The following is an 18729-nucleotide window of genomic DNA, read 5'->3' as shown; positions in this document are numbered from 1 at the left end:
GCTCTGCACGCATGGGAGCGCAGGACATGCCTACCGGCCCGGTCAACAGCCCGGCCGGCGGCCCGGATCACGAGTGGGCCTCACCGGCCAAGCGACGCCTCGGCGTCATGGGCGGGACGTTCGACCCGATCCACCACGGACACCTGGTGGCGGCCAGTGAGGTCGCCGCGCAGTTCGACCTCGACGAGGTGGTGTTCGTACCCACCGGGCAGCCCTGGCAGAAGAGCGCCAAGAAGGTCTCTCCGGCCGAGGACCGCTATCTGATGACGGTCATCGCGACCGCCGAGAACCCGCAGTTCTCGGTGAGCCGCATCGACATCGACCGCGGTGGTCCGACGTACACGACGGACACGCTGCGTGATCTGCGTCAGCTCAACCCCGACGCCGACCTCTTCTTCATCACGGGTGCCGACGCTCTGGGCCAGATCCTCACCTGGCGTTACACCGACGAGCTGTTCTCCCTGTCACACTTCATCGGAGTCACGCGGCCGGGCCACACGCTCGCCGATCCGGGTCTGCCGGAGGGCGGCGTCTCGTTCGTCGAGGTTCCCGCCCTCGCCATCTCGTCCACGGACTGCCGTGACAGGGTCGCCAAGGGTGACCCCATCTGGTACATGGTGCCGGACGGTGTGGTGCGCTATATCGACAAGCGCCAGCTGTACCGAGGCGACTGAACCCTGCACCGCCGAGAGGGGCATCGGTGAACGACCGATACGACGGTTACGACCAGCAGAACTACGAACTGGTCGGCTATGACGAGTTCGGCCAGCCGGTCTACCGGCCGGTCCAGCAGGCGCCGTCGTACGAGCAGAACTCAGCGTACGGGTACGGCTACGACCCGTATGTGGGCGGACAGCAGCAGCCGACCGGGCAGCAACACCAACAGCCCCAGCAGCCCCCTTCGTACGACCCCTACGGCGGGGCGCCGCAGCAGTTCCAGCAGTCTCAGCAGGCGCAACAGCCGCAGCAGTTCCAACAGTCGCAGCAGCCCCAGCAAGCTCAGCAGGCCACGGCGTACATCCCGCAGCAGGCCCCGCCGCCCGCGCCGTCGCAGGCCCAGCAGCCCGACCGCGACTACCGCACCGAGCAGTTCGAGTTCGTCGAGGAGCCGGACGAGGACTCCGAAGACGTCATCGACTGGCTGAAGTTCACCGAATCGCGCACCGAGCGGCGCGAGGAGGCGCGGCGCCGCAGCCGCAGCCGGGGCATCGCCCTCGTCGTCGTCCTCGCCCTGTGCCTGGTCGGCGGCGCCGGCTACCTCTGGTACCAGGGCAAGCTGCCGTTCCTGTCGAAGGACGCGGCGAAGGCGGGTGCGGCCTCCGCGGTCGGTCCGCAGAACCGTGACGTCATCGTCGTCCACCTGCACAACACCAAGGGCGGCGGCACGTCCACGGCGCTGCTCGTGAACAACACGACCACGAAGCGGGCCACCTCCGTCCTGCTGCCGAACTCCCTCGCCCTGTCCGACGAGGACGGCACGAGCACCACGCTCGCCAAGTCCGTCGACGAGGACGGCTCCTCCGGAACAAGCGACGGCCTCGACACCCTGCTCGGCACCGACATCCAGGGCACCTGGCGGCTCGACACCCCGTACCTCAACAACCTCGTCGAGCTCGTCGGCAACATCGACGTCACCACGAACGCGACCGTGCCCGACCCCGCCAAGAAGGGCACCGTGCTCGTCCACAAGGGCGCGGACCAGACCCTCAGCGGCCCGGCGGCCGTGGCGTACGCGACGTACCGGGCCAAGGGCGAGCCGCAGACGGCGCAGCTCGAGCGGTTCGGTCAGGTCATGCAGGGCGTGCTGCGCAAGCTGTCGTCCGACCCGCAGGCCGCGACGACGACCGTGCAGACGCTCGCCCAGATCCTCGACCCGTCGCTGACCGAGAAGGACCTCGGCGCCTTCCTCGCCAAGCTCGCCGACCGGGCCAAGGAGGGCGACTACAAGAGCGAGGTGCTGCCGGTGCAGCGCGGCGGCGCCATCTCCCGGTCCACCGCGGACTCGGTGGTCGAGAACGTGCTCGGCGGCACCGTGAAGTCCCCGTCCAGCGGCGACTCGCTGCGCGTCGGCATCGAGAACGCCACGGGCAACAAGGCCCGTACCGAGAAGGCCCGCGTCGCCCTGGTCAACGGCGGCTACACGTTCGTGTCCGGTGGAACCGGAACGGCGGTCGCGACCTCCCGGGTGACGTACGCGGACGCCTCGCACAAGAAGGACGCCGTCGAGGTCGCCAAGACTCTGGGTCTGCCGACGTCGGCCGTGACCAAGGGCAAGGCGGCGAGGAACGCGGACGTCTCCGTGGTGCTGGGCCAGAACTACACCGGTCAGTGACCGCCCACCGGTGGCCCGGCGCCCCGCGCGCGTGGGGCCACCGGTAAGGCCGTGAGGCGTGTCGGCGGACCGTGAGACCCTTGGGGTACCCCCCTGAGGGATCTCTCAGGGGATCCAGACCGCCGACGGAAAGCCTTGTAGTGACCGCCACTGACCGTTCCATCGAGCTCATCAACGTCGCCGCGCAGGCGGCCGCAGACAAGCTCGCGCACGACATCATCGCCTACGACGTCAGCGATGTGCTGTCCATCACGGATGCCTTCCTGCTCGCTTCGGCGCCCAACGACCGCCAGGTCAAGTCGATCGTCGACGAGATCGAGGAGAAGCTGAACAAGGAGCTCGGCGCCAAGCCGGTGCGCCGCGAGGGCGACCGTGACGCCCGCTGGATCCTGCTCGACTACGTCGACATCGTCGTCCACGTCCAGCACAGCGAGGAGCGCGTCTTCTACGCCCTGGAGCGGCTGTGGAAGGACTGCCCCGAGATCGACCTGCCCGAGGAGGCCAAGGCCACCCGCGGCAAGGGCGAGGAGCACGCCAAGGAGCGCGAGGCCGCGGCCGAGGAGATGCGTGAGCTCGGTGGTGAGGTGCTGTGACCAGCGCCTCACCTCGGGGGCGGCGCGTCGTCCTGTGGCGGCACGGTCAGACCTCCTGGAACCTGGAGCGCCGTTTCCAGGGCACCACGGACATCGAGCTGACCGAGGACGGCGTCGGCCAGGCCCGCCGCGCGGCCCGGCTGCTCGCCTCCCTGAGGCCGGACGCGATCGTCGCCTCCGACCTCAGGCGGGCCGCGGCGACGGCCGCCGAACTCACCGCGCTCACGGGCCTCGAAGCCACGTACGACGAGGGCCTGCGCGAGACATACGCGGGTGAGTGGCAGGGCCTCACGCACGAGGAGATCATCGCCAGGTACGGCGACCAGTACGCCGCGTGGAAGCGCGGCGAGCCCGTGCGTCGCGGTGGCGGCGAGCTGGAGACCGAGGTCGCCGACCGGGCCGCCCCCGTCGTGCTGCGGCACGCGGACAAGCTGCCCGACGACGGCCTGCTGGTCGTGGTCAGCCACGGTGGCACCATCCGCACCACCATCGGCCGGCTGCTCGGCCTGGAGTCCCACCACTGGGAGGGGCTCGGCGGCCTGTCGAACTGCTGCTGGTCCGTCCTCGGCGAGGGCGCTCGCGGCTGGCGTCTGCTGGAGCACAACGCGGGCACGCTGCCGGAACCGGTCCTCGGCGACGACGACTAGGCACCTTCGCCGGGTGCCCGAGTGCCTGCCAGGACCGGCCCCTCGGGCCGCAGGGGCCGGATTTCACTTTCCGGCAGGTCGCAGGCTAAAGTTCTTCTTGTTCGGCCCGCCGGGGGAAAGCCCGGAGGGGGAAGAACGCGAGGGGCTATAGCTCAGTTGGTAGAGCGCCTGCATGGCATGCAGGAGGTCAGGAGTTCGATTCTCCTTAGCTCCACAGGAATCAAAGATCCCGTCCCGTAAGGGGCGGGATTTTTCGTTGCCGATTTTGCGGCAGATTTGAGGCGTCGAGGGCGCCCGGGGCGTATACCTCAGCGGACGTCGTGTCCGGACTGGTACGCGGGCGTCGCTGACCGGGTCGCTTCCGCCGTGGCAGAATCGGACGGCCGGAACGGGGCTGTGTCCGACCGACGAAGGCGGCCCGCTGGGGAGGGAGTGCGCGATGCCCTTGAGCATCAACGAGGAAGCCGATCGCTTCCTCGGCATGGCAGCGATATCCGCCGAGCCCCCGGCCGGTTCCGAAGACGTCCCGTCCCTCGACTGTCCGTCCTGCGGCTCCTCCCACGTCGCGCAGATGCTCGGCGACAACGGCGGGATCTCGTACGTGTGCACGGCCTGCGGCCACAGCTGGAGCTGAGCGGAACACATGGGTGCACACAGGAGGAAGTGCGACTGGTGCGGCAGCGGCACGCCCATCGTGCGGGACATGGAGCCGCTGAACCCCGACTACCAGTACTGGTGCGAGGAATGCGCGCGGGCGCTGATCATAAAAGGCGACCCGATCGAGACGTACCGCGAGCTGGAGGGCGAGCCGATCTACGGCCGGCTCCTGGACGAGCACTGCACGCTCAAGCGCTTCTATTCGTTCGCCAGAGCCTGACCGCGGAGTACGCGAGGAAGGCGCAGGCCACTCCTACGTAGAGCGCCGAAAGCATCGACTCCCCTACGTTCTGGTGGAGTTCGGGCCGCCCGTCGGTGTGCGGCACCCACCACAGTGCGTAGGTGCAGAACGTCAAGGCCAGGGCGAGCGCGGCCTTTTGGCGGCCCGACTCCCACACGAACAGCGCCAACGGCACGCACCAGACCCAGTGGTGGGACCACGAGACCGGGCTGACCAGGAGCGCCGTCGTCGCGCACGCCACCACCGCCTGGGCCCTGCGCCCGCGCAGCGCCGCCGCGACCGCGACCGCGAGTCCGATTACGGCGGTCACGGCGGCGGCAACTGCCCACCAGGTCCCGGGATCTCCGGTGTGCAGCAGTCGGGCCAGTACGCCGCGCAGCGACTGGTTGGCGGTCTCCTCGGCGTGGCCGGGGCGGTCCGACTCGAAGACCATCCGCGTCCAGAAGTGCCGGGAGTCGTGCGGCAGGACGACGGCCGTCAGGACGGTCACGCAGACGAACGAGCCCACCGCCACGCAGGCCCCGCGCACCCATGGCCGCCAGGCCCCGCCCCGCGCCAACTGCGCGAGCCCCGTGCACAGCAGGAAGACGGCGAACAGCGCGGGCGTCAGTTTGATCGCGGCCGCGATGCCGATCCCCACGCCCGCCCAGCGGTGCCCGGGCCGGCGCGTCAGGTCCCACAGGACGAGCACGGCGAGCAGCAGATTGACCTGCCCGTAGCGCAGCGTCGTCCACACCGGCTCGCACCACACGGCGGCGGCGGCCACCCACAAGGCGTGCTCCACGCGCGCGTGGCGTCGCACGAGACGCAGGGAGAGGTGCACAAGACCGAAGAGGAGGGCGAGGTTCAGGGCGGTCGCGGCGACCTTCATGGTCACCACGTCCAGGAACGTCAGCGGCAGGAACAGCAGCGCGGCGAACGGCGGGTAGGTGGTCGGCAGACCGGCGTGGGTCGCGCGCATCGCATACAGGTCGCCACCTGTGCGGACCGTCCAGCCCTCCGCCCGGTAGACCATCAGATCGATCATCGAGACGTCGGCCGCGCGCTGGGCGATCACGAAGGCCGCGAACGAGAGCAGGCAGGCCCCGAGCGCTGCCGGTGCGTGGCGGGTGCGGGGCAGGGCGAGCACAGTCACATGAGGGAACACTAGTAGTCGTCAACGGCGACTTTTCCCTACAGAAGGGGGCGGAACGGAAACGATTTGGTGATGCACCCCGGTGACCGTGTAATGTTGGCGACGCCGCCGGGGAGACCGACAGGGAAGCCCCGGAGGACCAAAGCACGGGGCTATAGCTCAGTTGGTAGAGCGCCTGCATGGCATGCAGGAGGTCAGGAGTTCGATTCTCCTTAGCTCCACAGGAACGTGAAGGCGGGCCATCCGAATCGGATGGCCCGCCTTTGTTCGTGTCCACGGGTGTTTGTGTCGACGGGCTACCTCCGGGCGCGGCTGCGGCCGGGCGGGAGCGCGGGGCGCGCCGGCCTCCGGTCCTGCGCGGCCGCCGATGCGTCCTCCTCGATCCGCAGCGCCAGCGCGGGGCAGCGGCGCACGGCCCGTACCGCGTTCGCCTCCGAGTAGCCGGGGACCGCCGCCTCCGCGACCGTCGGGAAGCCGTCGGGTCCCAACTGCAGCAGCTCCGGCACGATGTCCGCGCACAGGCCGTGGCCCCGGCACAGCGTCCAGTCGACGGCGAGCCGCTTCCCGCTCGGCGTCGAGGCCGCCGGCGCCTCTGCGTGCAACGGCAGCACACCGAGCACCGGGCGGCCGCAGCCGGCGCCCAGGACGTGCGCCGCCAGGTCGTCAGTGAACGCCGAGATCGTCGACTCGATGAACGCCGCCGAACCGTCCGGGTGCTTGCACGCCCCGCGCCGCTTCACCGCGTGCGTGACCTCGCGCAGCGCCTCCAGGGCGGTCGGGCCGCCTCCGTTCAGCACGTCCTCGAGGCCGCGCGCCGCCGCGGGCAGCCCCAGGTAGCAGGGCCCGCACTGGCCCGCGCTCTCCGAGGCCAGCCACTGCGCCACCTTCAGGGCCTCGCCGAGCGGGCAGGTGTCAGGGCCGATCGGCAGGATCGCCCCGGCGCCCAGGGCGCCGCCCGAGGCCTCCAGGGAGGCGCGGGAGACGATGGCGTCCTGCGCGCCGACCCCGTCCAGCCACTTGCCGTGATAGCCGCCCGTGAGGACGCCCTGGGGAAGCGGGGGAGCGCCCGCGAGTTGGAGTACGTAGCGCAGCGGGACGCCGGACGGCACCTCCAGGACCATCGGGCGGGCGACCGCCCCGGAGAGCGTCAACAGGACCGTGCCGGGCTCGTCGTGCAGGCCCGTGCGGCAGTAGCGCTCGGCCCCCGTGCGGGTCGCGATGGCGAGCTGGGCGAAGGTCTCCGCGTTCGACAGGAGCGTGGGGGCGCCGCCGACGCCGGAGTCGGAGGCGCGGACCTTGCGGCCCGGCGGCATGGGCGGGCCGCCGTCCGCCGAGCGGATCAGGGCCGAGGACTCGCCGGTGACCATGCGCACCGGATTGCGCTGCACGCGTGCGCGCAGTGGTGCGCCCCGACGGTTCGTCAGGCCGCGCTCGGCGAGGGCCGCCTGCATCGACGCCTCGGTGCTGTCACGGGTCACGCCGATGACGAGCGTGCGCGCGCCGATCGCCTCCGCGACGAGCAGGGCGCCGTCCAGGATCAGGTGTGGGGCCCGGTTGATCAGCACGGTGTCCTTGCGGCAGGCGGGCTCGTCCTCGCTGCCGTTGACGACGACGACCGGGCGCACTCCGCGCCGGATCGCCGACTCCGCGACCGCGCGGAGCTTCTTGGCGAAGGGGAAGCCCGCGCCGCCGCGGCCGCGCAGGGATATCGCCTGGGCCAGCTGCGCGAGCTGTTCGCCCGCCATGGGTTCCAGTGGTCCGTGCACCTTCAGGTGCATGTCGAGGTCGAGCCGCTCCACGAGGTCGAACCCCGAAGTGAGCTGGGGAAGTCCGACGACCCGGACTTCCGGGACGTCGGGCAGTGCGGTGTTCACTGCGTGCCTCCGTAGGGCATGGTCCAGGGCTCGCCGGAAGCGGGTGCTTGGTAGGGGCCGGGGAGCGGTTCGGTGGGATCTGGCGCTTCCGTGTAGCCGGGCGCTTCCTTATAGACGTCTTCGTAGGCGCCGCTGTTCATGCCGTCTCCGTAGGAGGCGGGGTAGCCGGGCACGCCTCCGTAGGGGGTGTCGTACGTCGGGTCGTACTGGGAGGGCGGGGCTGGGGCCGGGGGTGGCGGGGAGGGGGCGGGCCAGCGCTCGGTGGGTGCGGCCGGCATGGCGGCCGTGGGGTCCGCGTACTGCTGCAGGTATGGGACCGACTGCGTGGGCAGCTCCTCGCGGGGGAGAGCGGACACCGCGCGGTAGGCGGCCGCGAAGCCGATGTCGGCCTGCGTCGGGGGAGCGGGTTCGAAGGTGGGCTGCGGGGCGGGCTCCGGGCGGGACTGCGGGGCGGCCGGTGCGGGCTCGCTGCGGGGCTGCGGGAGGGGTGACCCGGCCCGCCTGGTGCCGCCCGCGCGCGGTCCGGCGTCCAGGAATTCGAGGATGCGCACCGCCACCTTGCGCCGTACGGCCTGCGGCGACGCCCGAAGGGCGATCGCGCCGGCGACCGCGACCAGGGCCAGGCAGTACAGGACGGTCACGTACGCCTTCGCGGGCCGGCCCGAGTACAGGCCGTGCATGAGGGCGAAGCACCAGGCCGGGTAGGCGAGCATGTGGGTCGCGCGCCAGCGGGTGGCGAGCCGGGCGGGGGAGGCCATGGAGCTGCGCAGCGCGCCCGTGACGCCTGTGGCGATCATGAGGAGTCCGGCGGTCACGCCCAGGCCGATCAGGCCCGCGCTGCCGTTGAAGCCCCCGGAGAACGGGATCAGCGCGCCGAGCAGCGTCACGTGCGAGAGCGCGAGCTTCACGCTGATGTGCAGCAACAGGAAGACGAGCGAGGAGACCGCGGTGATCCGGTGCACGGCCTGCGCGAGCAGCCGCTGCCGTGAGGTGAGGAAGACCCGGTCGGAGGCGACCAGGCCCCAGACGACGGACGAGGTCAGCGAGACCAGGCAGAGCACGCCCGCGCCGAAGTCGAGCGTCGCCCGCACAGCGTCGCTTCCGACGGACACGAGTACGGGCAACAGGAGGACGACTGCCGCGATGAGCAGCCCTGTTCTCCTGCGACGGCCGGCACCGGGTGTGCGTGAACTCCTCGGCGTACGAAGGGAGTTCAGGGGGTGAGGGGTTCGAGGGTTCATGGGGGTGACTCCGAACGGTTCGGCACGGTGGTCCCACGGCCCGCACTCTAGATCGAGGCATACCGGGCAGTACGAGGTTTGAGTTATCTCGCTGTTATCTACGAGATGTTTGGTCTTTGCGTTGTCCCGATAGGGGTCGGTACGCCGAGTAATCCCTGGGGTGGGGTGGGGCACAGGGGAAGCCCGTCGCGGGTCGAGCGAGGGCTGCGGTACCCTGACGCCATGCGTGCCGTACGCCTTCTGCTTAGCGAGCCGCGCTGATCAGTCCCGACCCGCCCCCAGGGCGTGAGGTCGGAATCGGCGCGGCGTCCCCTCCTGTGCGAGGGGCTTTTTCATTTCTGAGCACGGGCCGCTGGCAGACACAATCGATGGAGCTTTGAGGATCATGAGCGAGACGAATTCCGCCGCCGCTTCCGAGGCGGCGGTCGCGCCGCACCGCTACACGGCGGTCATGGCCGCCGACATCGAGGCACGCTGGCAGGACTTCTGGGACGCCGAGGGCACGTACGAGGCGCCGAACCCGAGCGGTGACCTGGCGGGCGACCCGCAGGTCGCGTCGCGGCCCAAGAAGTTCATCATGGACATGTTCCCGTACCCCTCCGGTGCGGGCCTGCACGTCGGCCACCCGCTGGGCTACATCGCCACGGACGTCTTCGCGCGCTTCCAGCGCATGACGGGCCACAACGTGCTGCACACCCTGGGCTTCGACGCGTTCGGCCTGCCCGCCGAGCAGTACGCCGTGCAGACGGGCACCCACCCGCGCGCGTCGACCGAGGCCAATATGGTCAACATGAAGGTCCAGCTGCGCCGGCTGGGCCTGGGCCACGACAAGCGCCGGTCGTTCGCCACGATCGACCCGGAGTACTACAAGTGGACGCAGTGGATCTTCCTGCAGATCTTCAACTCCTGGTACGACGACGACCTGCAGAAGGCCCGTCCGATCGCCGACCTGGTCAAGCAGTTCGAGACCGGTGAGCGTGCCGTTCCCGGCGGCGGCTCCTGGAGCGGGCTGAACGAGGGCGAGCGCGCCGACATCCTGGGCGATTACCGCCTGGCGTACGCCTCCGACGCGCCCGTGAACTGGGCGCCGGGCCTGGGCACCGTCCTGGCCAACGAGGAGGTCACCGCCGACGGCCGCTCCGAGCGCGGCAACTTCCCCGTCTTCAAGTCGAAGCTGCGCCAGTGGAACATGCGCATCACGGCCTACGCGGACCGCCTGATCGACGACCTGGACGGCCTGGACTGGCCCGAGGCGATCAAGCTGCAGCAGCGCAACTGGATCGGCCGCTCCGAGGGTGCGCGTATCGACTTCGCGGTCCCGGACGCCGATGGCTCCGGCAAGGAGAAGATCACCGTCTTCTCCACCCGCCAGGACACTCTGTTCGGCGCCACCTACATGGTGCTGGCCCCCGAGCACGACCTGGTCGAGAAGATCACCCCGGCCGCCTGGCCGGAGGGCACCCACGACGTCTGGACGGGCGGTCACGCGACCCCTGCCGACGCCATCGCCGCCTACCGCAAGCAGGCCGCCGCCAAGTCCGACGTCGAGCGCCAGACCGAGGCCAAGGACAAGACCGGCGTCTTCACGGGCGCGTTCGCGACCAACCCGGTCAGCGGCGAGCAGGTCCCCGTCTTCATCGCCGACTACGTACTGATGGGCTACGGCACCGGCGCGATCATGGCCGTGCCGGCGCACGACAGCCGTGACTTCGCCTTCGCGCGCGCCTTCGAGCTGCCCATGCGCTGCGTGGTCGAGCCGAGCGACGACCGCGGCACCGACCCCTCGACGTGGGACGACGCGTTCGTCGCGGGCGACGCGAAGCTGGTGAACTCCGCGGGCGACGAGGTGAACCTGGACGGCCTGGGCGTCGCCGACGCCAAGGCCCGCATGACCGAGTGGCTGGAGCGCAAGGGCATCGGCTCGGGCACGGTCAACTTCCGGCTGCGCGACTGGCTGTTCAGCCGTCAGCGCTACTGGGGCGAGCCCTTCCCGATCGCCTACGACGAGGACGGCATCGCCCACGCGCTGCCCGAGTCGATGCTGCCGCTGGAGCTGCCCGAGGTCGAGGACTACAGCCCGCGCACCTTCGACCCGGACGACGCCGACACGCAGCCCGAGACGCCGCTGTCGCGCAACGAGGACTGGGTCAACGTCACGCTGGACCTGGGCGACGGCCGTGGGCCGCGCAAGTTCCGCCGCGAGACCAACACCATGCCCAACTGGGCGGGTTCGTGCTGGTACGAGCTGCGCTACCTGGACCCGAACAACAGCGAGAAGCTGGTCGACCCGGAGATCGAGCAGTACTGGATGGGCCCCCGCGAGGGCATGCCCACCGGCGGTGTCGACCTGTACGTAGGCGGCGCCGAGCACGCCGTGCTGCACCTGCTGTACGCGCGCTTCTGGTCGAAGGTGCTGTTCGACCTGGGCCACATCTCGTCGGCCGAGCCGTTCCACAAGCTGTACAACCAGGGCATGATCCAGGCGTACGTCTACCGGGACGCGCGCGGGATCGCCGTACCGGCCGCCGAGGTGGAGGAGCGCGACGGCGCGTACTACTACCAGGGCGAGAAGGTCAGCCGCCTGCTGGGCAAGATGGGCAAGTCCCTGAAGAACGCCGTCACGCCGGACGAGATCTGCGCCGAGTACGGCGCGGACACGCTGCGCCTGTACGAGATGGCGATGGGCCCGCTGGACGTCTCCCGGCCGTGGGACACGCGCGCGGTGGTCGGCCAGTTCCGGCTGCTGCAGCGCCTGTGGCGCAACGTCGTCGACGAGACGACCGGCGAGGTCACCGTCGTCGACGTGCCCGAGGCGGACATCGACGTGGCCACGCTGCGCGCCCTGCACAAGGCGATCGACGGTGTGCGCGGCGACCTGGAGGGCATGCGGTTCAACACGGCGATCGCCAAGGTCACCGAGCTGAACAACCACCTGGTCAAGTCGTACGCGGGAGGCTCGCTGCCGCGTTCCGTGGCCGAGCGCCTGGTGCTGCTGGTCGCGTCGCTGGCCCCGCACGTCGCCGAGGAGCTGTGGCGCAAGCTGGGCCACAGCGACTCCGTCGTCCACCAGGACTTCCCGGTCGCCGACCCGCAGTACGTGGTCGACGAGGCCGTGACCTGCGTCGTCCAGATCAAGGGCAAGGTCAAGGCCCGCCTGGAGGTCTCCCCGGCGATCTCCGACGAGGAGCTGGAGAAGATCGCCCTGGCCGACGAGAAGGTCGTCGCCGCGCTGGACGGCGCCGGCATCCGCAAGGTCATCGTGCGGGCGCCGAAGCTGGTGAACATCGTGCCTGCGTGATCGGGCACATCGTGCCTGTGTGATCGGCACATCGTGCCTGCGTAAGGCGCTCAGGGTTGTTCCCTACGGGCAGGTTGGGGGTTCCGCTGGAACCCTCGGCCTGCCCGCTCCGTTTACGGTGGAGAGACCGGTTGGGCGGGGCGACCTTGAGGAGAGCGCGCTATGGAAGCCGTGCTATTGATCATTGCGCTGATCTTCGTCGCGTTTTTGGCGTTCGGCGGGTACATGACGGTGAAGGCGGTCGGCGCCGCCAAGCGCGGGGTGGACCGCAAGGTCGAGCAGGCGCGGCGGGCGGTGGAGGACACCACGCTGCGCGCCAAGAGCTATGTGCAGCCCGGCGCGGCGGCCGAGTTGGCGCAGCTGCGGCTGCATCTGCGCACCTCCATGCGGGCCACGCAGGACGCGCTGCACGCGCGCGTGGCGGAGGATGCCTCGCTCAAGGAGTCCCTCGGCCTCTTCGAGCGCCTGAGTGCGCACGGGCACGAGGTGGACGCCGAGCTGAAGCGCCTGGAGAGCGAGCCCGACAAGGGGCAGGTGGCGCGGGTGCTGCCGGAGCTCAGGACGCGCACGGAGCAGATCACGCGGTCGGCCGACGCGCTGCGGCACGCGGCCCGCGACCGGGCCGGCCGGTTCGCGAGCGACGACCTGGACGCGCTGAGTTCGCAGATCGACCTGGAGGCCGGCGCGCTGCGGCACTGGACGACCGAGCCGGGCTCCGGAGCAGGATCCGCGGCAGCACCCGAGCCCGAGCCCGCCTGGCAGGCGCCGGGGACGGACCGCAGGCAGGGGCGCGATCGGGAGCAGAACCGGGCCGCGATCACTCCGCCAGGTGTACGCCCCGTGTACCCGTGGGAGAAGAAACCCCGTCCGGAGAGCACGACTTGATCGCCCGCCGACGCGCGTCGTCCGATGGCCGGGAGGCAGGGGCCGGGCTGCCGCCGGGAGACCGTGGCAGGTAATCTCCGGTGCATGTCCCGCCATGTCGCGATCGTCACCGATTCAACGGCCTACCTGCCGCAGCGGACGATGGAGCGCCACGGCATCACGGCGGTGCCGTTGACCGTGGTCCTGGGTGACCGGGCGCTCGAAGAGGGTACGGAGATCTCCGCCCGCTCGGTCGCGGAGGCGCTGCAGAAGCGCCGGTCGGTGACGACGTCGAGACCCAGCCCGGAGCAGTTCGCCGAGACCTACCGCAAGGTGGCCGAGTCCGGCGCCACCGCCATCGTCTCGCTGCACCTGTCCGCCGAGATCTCCGGGACGTACGACGCCGCGGTACTGGCCGCGCGCGAGGCCCCGGTCCCGGTGCGCGTCGTGGACACCGGAATGGTGGCCATGGCCCTCGGCTTCTGCGCGCTCGCGGCGGCGGAGACGGCCGACGCCGGGGGCACCGTCGACGAGGCGGTGAACGCGGCGGAGAAGCGGGCCTCGGGCACCTCCGCGTACTTCTACGTCGACACGCTGGACTATCTGCGCCGGGGCGGCCGGATCGGCGCCGCGCAGGCGCTGTTCGGGTCCGCGCTCGCGGTCAAGCCGCTGCTCCAGCTCGACGGCGGCCGCATCGAACTCCTGGAAAAGGTCCGCACGTCGTCGAAGGCGATCGCGCGGTTGCAGGAGATCGCGGCCGAGCGGGCGGGCAGCGCGCAGGTGGACGTGGCCGTGCACCATCTGGCCGCGCCGGAGCGGGCGGAGGCGCTCGCGGAGTGGCTGCGCGAGCATGTGCCGGGTCTGGCCGAGCTGCATGTCAGTGAGGTGGGCGCGGTGATCGGGGCGCACACCGGGCCGGGGTTGCTGGGGGCTGTGGTCTCGCCGCGGACGTAGGGCGGTGGCTGTTTGGCCGGTCCGGCGGTCGCGTGCGTGCCTGTTCCGTTGGCCGCGTGTTTGCCTGATCCGTCAGTCGCGTGGGTGACGGAGTTTTCCACAACTGCCGGGTTTTCCCCGGGAATTGAGCAAGATCCACGTGCCGGTGGCGCGGTGCCTACCGTCTCGTGACATGGAACTTCGATCACGGACACGGACGGCACACGCATCCAGTGGGCCGGGGCGCGGCCCCGCTTCGGACAGTCGCGCCCGGCAGCGGCACGTGGTGCGGCGGCGCGCGCGGCGCAGGCGCGTCGAGGCGGAGCGGACGCGGGTGCGGGCGGAGGCGCTGTTCGCGCCGCCGGGGGCGTTGGTGGAGCCGGTGCAGGGCTCGGGTTCTGCACAGGGGCAGGCCTCGGGGCTTGCGCAGGACCGGGACCTGGCGCCCTCGCAGGGCCCGGCGCTTGCGCAGGATCAGGGCCCTGCGCCCTCGCGGCGCGAGCGGGCGGCGTTCGCTCTGCGGGACCGGTTGCCGCTGTGGGTGCAGACGCGGTGCGGGGTCGAGCGGCGCGGTGCCCTGGCGCTGGCCGTTCTCGTCGGCGTGGTGGGGCTCTTCGCCGTGCAGCACTTCTGGGCGGGGCGTACGCAGCCGGTGCGGGCGCCCGAGACGGTGCGGGCGGCGGCGCCGCGAGCCGTGGGGCCTCCGGGCGGCGGGGCCTCGCCCGCGGCGGTGGGGCAGGGGCCGGGGTCGGGACCGGGGCTCGTGGCGAGCGGTGCCACCGGGGTCGTCGTGGACGTCCGCGGAAAGGTGCGGAGGCCGGGGATCCAGCGACTGCCCGCCGGGGCCCGGGTCGCGGACGCCTTGCGGGCGGCCGGTGGGCTGCGCCCCGGTGCGGACACCGAGGGGCTCAACAGGGCGCGGCTCCTCGTGGACGGTGAGCAGGTCGTGGTGGGCGCGCCGGCGGCGGCAGCGGCCGCGGCTCCGTCGGGAGCGCCCGTTGGGGCGTCGGCTCCGGCGGGCCCGATCGGCCTCAACACGGCCACCCTGGAACAGCTCGACACCTTGCCGGGCGTCGGCCCCGTACTGGCGCAGCACATCGTCGACTACCGCACGGAGCACGGCGGTTTCCGCTCCGTCGACGAGCTGCGTGAGGTCAATGGCATCGGTGATCGGCGCTTCGAAGATCTGCAGAATGCCGTACGGCCATGAGTCGCCAGGTCGTGAATCGGCCAGTCATACCTCGCCCGGTCGTGAATCGGCCGGTCATGCGGGGTGGCCGGGAGGCGTTGTCCACGGTGGGGCGGCTCGGCGATGCGCATCCTCGCCAAGAGGGGCCGCTGGACCTGAGGTTGGTGCCGCCCGCGCTCGCGGCGTGGGGCACGGCGGCGCTGACGGTGACCGGTTCGCCGTGGTGGGCGGGGCTCGTGGCGGTGGCGTGTGCGGTCGGTGGGGCGGGGCTGTTGGTCGTGGGGCGTGGTGGGGCCGGGCGCCCGGCGCGGCCCTGGCGTGGTCCGTCGGCGGCGGCGCTGCTCCTGTGCACCGCCGCGGCCGCGGCCTCCGCCGGGCTGCACGGGGCCGACCTGCGGCGCGGTCCCGTGCCCGGGCTCGGGGCCGAATTCGCCCGTGTGGACGTCGAGTTGGAGGTGACCTCCGATCCCCGGCTCACCCGGCCGAGGATCAGCGGGAACCACGCGGCGCCGACGTCGGTGCTGGTGGAGGCGGACGTGGTGCGGGTGACGGGCCCGGACGGGGGTACGGCGCGGACGCGGGCGCCGGTGCTGGTCGTGGTGGGCGGGGGAGGCAAGGGGGACAGCGAAGACAGAGGCGACAGGGAAGGAGGAGGCAGTGGCGAGAGGAGGGAAAGTGGGCCCGCGTCTCCGCCCGCACCCGGCAAGTCGTCGCAGGTGCGCGGCAGTTCATGGCTGTCGGTGCTTCCGAGTACCAGGGTGCGGGTGCGCGGGAGTCTCGCGCCGCCGATGGTCGCGGGGGACCGGGTCGCGGCGGCGCTGCGGGTCGGGAGTGGGGAGCGGGCTCGGGTCGTGGGGGCGCCGAGCCGGTCGCAGCGGGTGGCCGGGAAGCTGCGGGCGGGGCTGCGCGAGGCCACCGGCGGGCTCGACGCGGACGCGCGCGCACTGCTGCCCGGGCTCGTCGTCGGCGACACGGCGCGTGTAACTCCGGAGCTGCATGCCGCCTTCGAGGAGACGGATCTGTTGCACCTCATGGCGGTCAGCGGGGCCAACTTCACGATTCTGCTGGCCCTGTTGATCGGCCCGCCCGGCACGGCGCAACGGGTCGAGCGGCGTGGGCTCGCTCCCCGGGTCGGTCTGCCGTTGCGGACGACCGCGGTGCTCGGTGGGGCCCTCACGCTCGGCTTCGTGGTGGTGTGCCGGCCCGAGCCGAGCGTGCTGCGGGCGGCGTCGTGCGGGCTGATCGCGCTGCTCGCCGTGGCCACCGGGCGCCGCAGATCCCTCATCCCCGCCCTGGCCACGGCGGTGCTGCTGCTTGTTCTGTACGACCCGTGGCTGGCGCGGAGTTACGGGTTCCTGCTGTCGGTGCTCGCCACAGGTGCGCTGCTGACGCTGGCGCCGCGGTGGAGCGCGGCGCTGCGCGGGCGCGGGGTGCCCGCACGGCTCGCCGAGGGTCTGGCGGCCGCCGCTGCCGCGCAGGCGGTGTGCGCTCCGGTCGTCGCGGTGCTGGCGGCGCGGGTGAGCCTGGTGGCGGTGCCGTGCAATCTGCTCGCGGAGTTCGCGGTCGCGCCCGCGACCGTGCTCGGGTTCGCGGCGCTGGCGATGGCGCCGCTCGCGATGCCGGTGGCGAAGTCCCTTGCCTGGTGCGCCGGTTGGCCCACGGGGTGGATCGCGGACCTCGCCAGGACCGGGGCCGCCCTGCCCGGTAGCGGGATGGACTGGCCGGGTGGCTGGCGCGGCGGGGCGCTGCTCGCGCTCGGCACGGCGGTTCTCGTGCTCGTGGGACGCAGAGCACTCGCGTCGCCGTGGATCTGCGGGGTCTGCGCGCTGCTGCTCGTGCTGGTGATCACGCGGCCCGCGCCGCTCGTGCGGGGTGTCACGGGTTGGCCGCCGTCCGGCTGGCGCCTGGCCATGTGCGATGTGGGGCAGGGCGACGCCCTGGTGCTCGCGGCGGGGGCGGGTACCGGGGTGGTGGTGGACGCGGGCCCCGACCCGCTGCTTGTCGACCGGTGCCTGCGCTCACTCGGCGTCACCCGGGTCCCGGCGGTGGTGCTCACGCACTTCCACGCGGACCATGTGGCCGGGCTCGCGGGGGTGTTGCGGGGAAGAGCCGTCGGGCAGATCGAGACGAGCGGGTTCGAGGAGCCGCCGGACCAGGTGGCCTTCGTGCGGAGGGAGGCCGCCCGGCGCGGGGTCCCGGTGGTGCGCGCCGTGGCGGGGGAGCGGCGCAGGGCGGGGCCGCTCGACTGGCAGGTGCTGTGGCCCCCGCCGGACCCGGCCCCGACTCCGGACGGGCCGAACGACGCGAGCGTGACCCTGCTCGTCCGCGTCGCGGGGCTGACCCTGCTGCTCCTCGGCGACCTCGAACCACCGGCGCAGCGCGCCTTGTTGAGAACGCCCGCCGGGGCTCGGCTGCCCCCGGTCGACGTGCTCAAGGTCGCCCATCATGGCTCGGCGTACCAGGATCCGGAGCTGTTGCGCAGGGCCGCGCCCCGCGTCGCGCTGATCTCGGTGGGCCGCGACAACCCGTACGGCCACCCGGCACCCAGCACGCTGGCGGCGCTGCGGGCGCGCGGTGCGGCCGTGCTCAGGACTGACCGGGAGGGGGCGGTCGCGGTCGTGGGAGGGGGCGGTGGGGAGCTCCGGGTGTTCCCGTAGCACGGCCGATGCCGCTCAGGTGCTGCTCAGGCGCCGCTCACGGCGGTGTTCTTGTCATGTGGGCGCATGTTGCCTCGAAACTACCCACGATGATCGAATGCTTGTCGAATGCAGTAGATCAGGTAGTTGTCCAGGCGTTCTGGGGTGGGTAGGACATGTTCGGCCTCCGATGGAGAAACCGTACTAACCGGTCAGTAGATTCGAGTTCCCTCGGGGGGAGGGCGGTGCCGCCGGGTGCGGGGGTGCTCAGCGGCCGGATCATCGATGCCGTGAGCGAGCCGGTGCGCGGCGCCGAGTTCCAGGTGAACGACGCGATGGGGCGCAAGGTGGTGAGCGGGGGCGTCGACCCGTTCGGCTCGTTCGTGGCGACCGTGCCCGCGGGGGACTACCGGCTCGCGGTGTCGGCCGAGGGGTACGCGCCGTTCCGTGGCGGGGCCACGGTGGCCGAGGGTGCGCAGGCGGCGCTCGGTGACGTGACGCTCCAGGTGTCCGCGCCGCCGCCGCTGCCGAAGCCGGGGGACTGGGAGCTCGAGCCGACGCACTCGTCGATCGGGTTCACGGCGCGGCACATCGGGATGGCGCGGGTCTACGGCCGGTTCAACACGTTCGCCGGTGTGCTGCGGGTGGCCGAGCGGGTCGAGGACTCCGCGATGCATGTCGTCATCGACGCCTCGTCCATCGACACGAACGTCAAGATGCGCGACGACCACCTCAGGTCCGGGGACTTCCTCGACGTCGAGCGCTTCCCGACGCTGGAGTTCTACAGCGACCGCTTCGTGCACAAGGGCGGCAGCCGCTGGGCGATCACCGGGGCGCTCTCGCTGCACGGTGTGACCCGGACGGTCACGCTGGACGCCGAGTACCTGGGCGTGGGCACCGGCATGGAGGGTGAGACCCGGGCCGCCTGTCGCGCGAGCACGGAGCTGCACCGTGACGACTTCACCGTGAGTTGGCAGACCATGCTGGCGCGGGGCATCGCCGTCGTCGGCTCCAGCGTCCGCATCGACCTCGACATACAGGTCGTGCCCAAGAGGTGACCCGCTGACCCCGTGCGGCGCTGCCGCCGGC

15 protein-coding genes and 2 tRNA genes are annotated in these 18729 nt (G+C 71.6%); 14 read left to right on the top strand and 3 right to left on the bottom strand.

The annotated features are described in order from the left end of the window. The first annotated feature begins 11 nt into the window (after positions 1 to 11). The 7 genes from nadD to OHA73_RS16135 all read left to right on the top strand — a co-directional run bounded on the left by nadD (position 12) and on the right by OHA73_RS16135 (position 4449). Complete coding sequence (nadD, locus tag OHA73_RS16165; RefSeq protein WP_267070483.1) at positions 12 to 674, top strand: nicotinate-nucleotide adenylyltransferase; 663 nt, start codon at positions 12 to 14, stop codon at positions 672 to 674. Positions 675 to 700: 26 nt separating this feature from the next. Next, a complete protein-coding gene (locus OHA73_RS16160; RefSeq protein ID WP_327655386.1) occupies positions 701 to 2332 on the top strand; it encodes an LCP family protein in 1632 nt (543 codons plus the stop codon). A gap of 140 nt (positions 2333 to 2472) precedes the next feature. Beyond that, positions 2473 to 2925 carry a ribosome silencing factor gene (rsfS, locus tag OHA73_RS16155; RefSeq protein WP_266719721.1) on the top strand — a complete coding sequence of 151 codons (453 nt, stop codon included), beginning with the start codon at positions 2473 to 2475 and terminating at the stop codon, positions 2923 to 2925. Then, a complete protein-coding gene (locus OHA73_RS16150; RefSeq protein WP_266719723.1) occupies positions 2922 to 3572 on the top strand; it encodes a histidine phosphatase family protein in 651 nt (216 codons plus the stop codon). Before rsfS ends, OHA73_RS16150 begins: the two co-directional genes overlap by 4 nt. Positions 3573 to 3713: 141 nt before the next feature. Then, positions 3714 to 3786: transfer RNA gene (locus tag OHA73_RS16145), tRNA-Ala, on the top strand. 225 nt (positions 3787 to 4011) lie between these two features. Next, complete coding sequence (locus tag OHA73_RS16140) at positions 4012 to 4206, top strand: hypothetical protein (protein ID WP_266719725.1); 195 nt, start codon at positions 4012 to 4014, stop codon at positions 4204 to 4206. A 9-nt stretch (positions 4207 to 4215) separates the two neighbouring features. Next, positions 4216 to 4449, top strand: coding sequence for a hypothetical protein (locus OHA73_RS16135; RefSeq protein WP_266719727.1), 234 nt, complete (start codon positions 4216 to 4218; stop codon positions 4447 to 4449). Here the strand turns inward: OHA73_RS16135 and OHA73_RS16130 are convergent. Further along, positions 4418 to 5605: a glycosyltransferase 87 family protein gene (locus tag OHA73_RS16130; protein WP_327655385.1), complete on the bottom strand. Its 1188-nt coding sequence runs from the start codon at positions 5603 to 5605 to the stop codon at positions 4418 to 4420. The two genes, OHA73_RS16135 and OHA73_RS16130, sit on opposite strands and share 32 nt — an antisense overlap. 148 nt (positions 5606 to 5753) lie before the next feature. Between OHA73_RS16130 and OHA73_RS16125 the strand changes: the two genes are divergently transcribed. Beyond that, positions 5754 to 5826 (top strand) — tRNA-Ala (locus OHA73_RS16125). A 75-nt stretch (positions 5827 to 5901) separates the two neighbouring features. Here OHA73_RS16125 and OHA73_RS16120 read toward each other — a convergent pair. Together OHA73_RS16120 and OHA73_RS16115 are read right to left on the bottom strand one after the other, a co-directional pair. After that, positions 5902 to 7479, bottom strand: a complete 1578-nt coding sequence (locus OHA73_RS16120) for an NADH-quinone oxidoreductase subunit NuoF family protein (RefSeq protein WP_266719731.1) — start codon at positions 7477 to 7479, stop codon at positions 5902 to 5904. Then, entirely contained in the window at positions 7476 to 8591 is a 1116-nt protein-coding gene (locus tag OHA73_RS16115; protein WP_266719733.1) for a cytochrome b/b6 domain-containing protein, read from the bottom strand. Before OHA73_RS16115 ends, OHA73_RS16120 begins: the two co-directional genes overlap by 4 nt. Before the next feature lie 514 nt (positions 8592 to 9105). On the opposite strand from OHA73_RS16115, the gene leuS reads away from it, so the two are divergent. The 6 genes from leuS to OHA73_RS16085 all read left to right on the top strand — a co-directional run bounded on the left by leuS (position 9106) and on the right by OHA73_RS16085 (position 18698). Continuing rightward, the gene (gene leuS / locus OHA73_RS16110; RefSeq protein WP_327655384.1) at positions 9106 to 12018 is read left to right on the top strand and encodes a leucine--tRNA ligase; all 2913 of its coding nucleotides are present in this window, start codon (positions 9106 to 9108) and stop codon (positions 12016 to 12018) included. 162 nt (positions 12019 to 12180) lie between these two features. Next, positions 12181 to 12903 carry a hypothetical protein gene (locus tag OHA73_RS16105; protein ID WP_327655383.1) on the top strand — a complete coding sequence of 241 codons (723 nt, stop codon included), beginning with the start codon at positions 12181 to 12183 and terminating at the stop codon, positions 12901 to 12903. A gap of 84 nt (positions 12904 to 12987) precedes the next feature. After that, on the top strand, positions 12988 to 13836 hold the full coding sequence (locus OHA73_RS16100; RefSeq protein WP_266719739.1) for a DegV family protein: 849 nt from the start codon (positions 12988 to 12990) through the stop codon (positions 13834 to 13836). A 172-nt stretch (positions 13837 to 14008) separates the two neighbouring features. Beyond that, entirely contained in the window at positions 14009 to 15025 is a 1017-nt protein-coding gene (locus tag OHA73_RS16095) for a ComEA family DNA-binding protein (protein WP_327655382.1), read from the top strand. 56 nt (positions 15026 to 15081) lie between these two features. After that, entirely contained in the window at positions 15082 to 17661 is a 2580-nt protein-coding gene (locus OHA73_RS16090; RefSeq protein ID WP_327658470.1) for a ComEC/Rec2 family competence protein, read from the top strand. Positions 17662 to 17816: 155 nt separating this feature from the next. Continuing rightward, positions 17817 to 18698: a YceI family protein gene (locus tag OHA73_RS16085; RefSeq protein ID WP_327655381.1), complete on the top strand. Its 882-nt coding sequence runs from the start codon at positions 17817 to 17819 to the stop codon at positions 18696 to 18698. Positions 18699 to 18729 lie beyond the last annotated feature (31 nt).

This window comes from Streptomyces sp. NBC_00483, assembly GCF_036013745.1.
Classification (GTDB): domain Bacteria; phylum Actinomycetota; class Actinomycetes; order Streptomycetales; family Streptomycetaceae; genus Streptomyces.
This window is presented reverse-complemented; position numbering and strand designations above follow the sequence as displayed.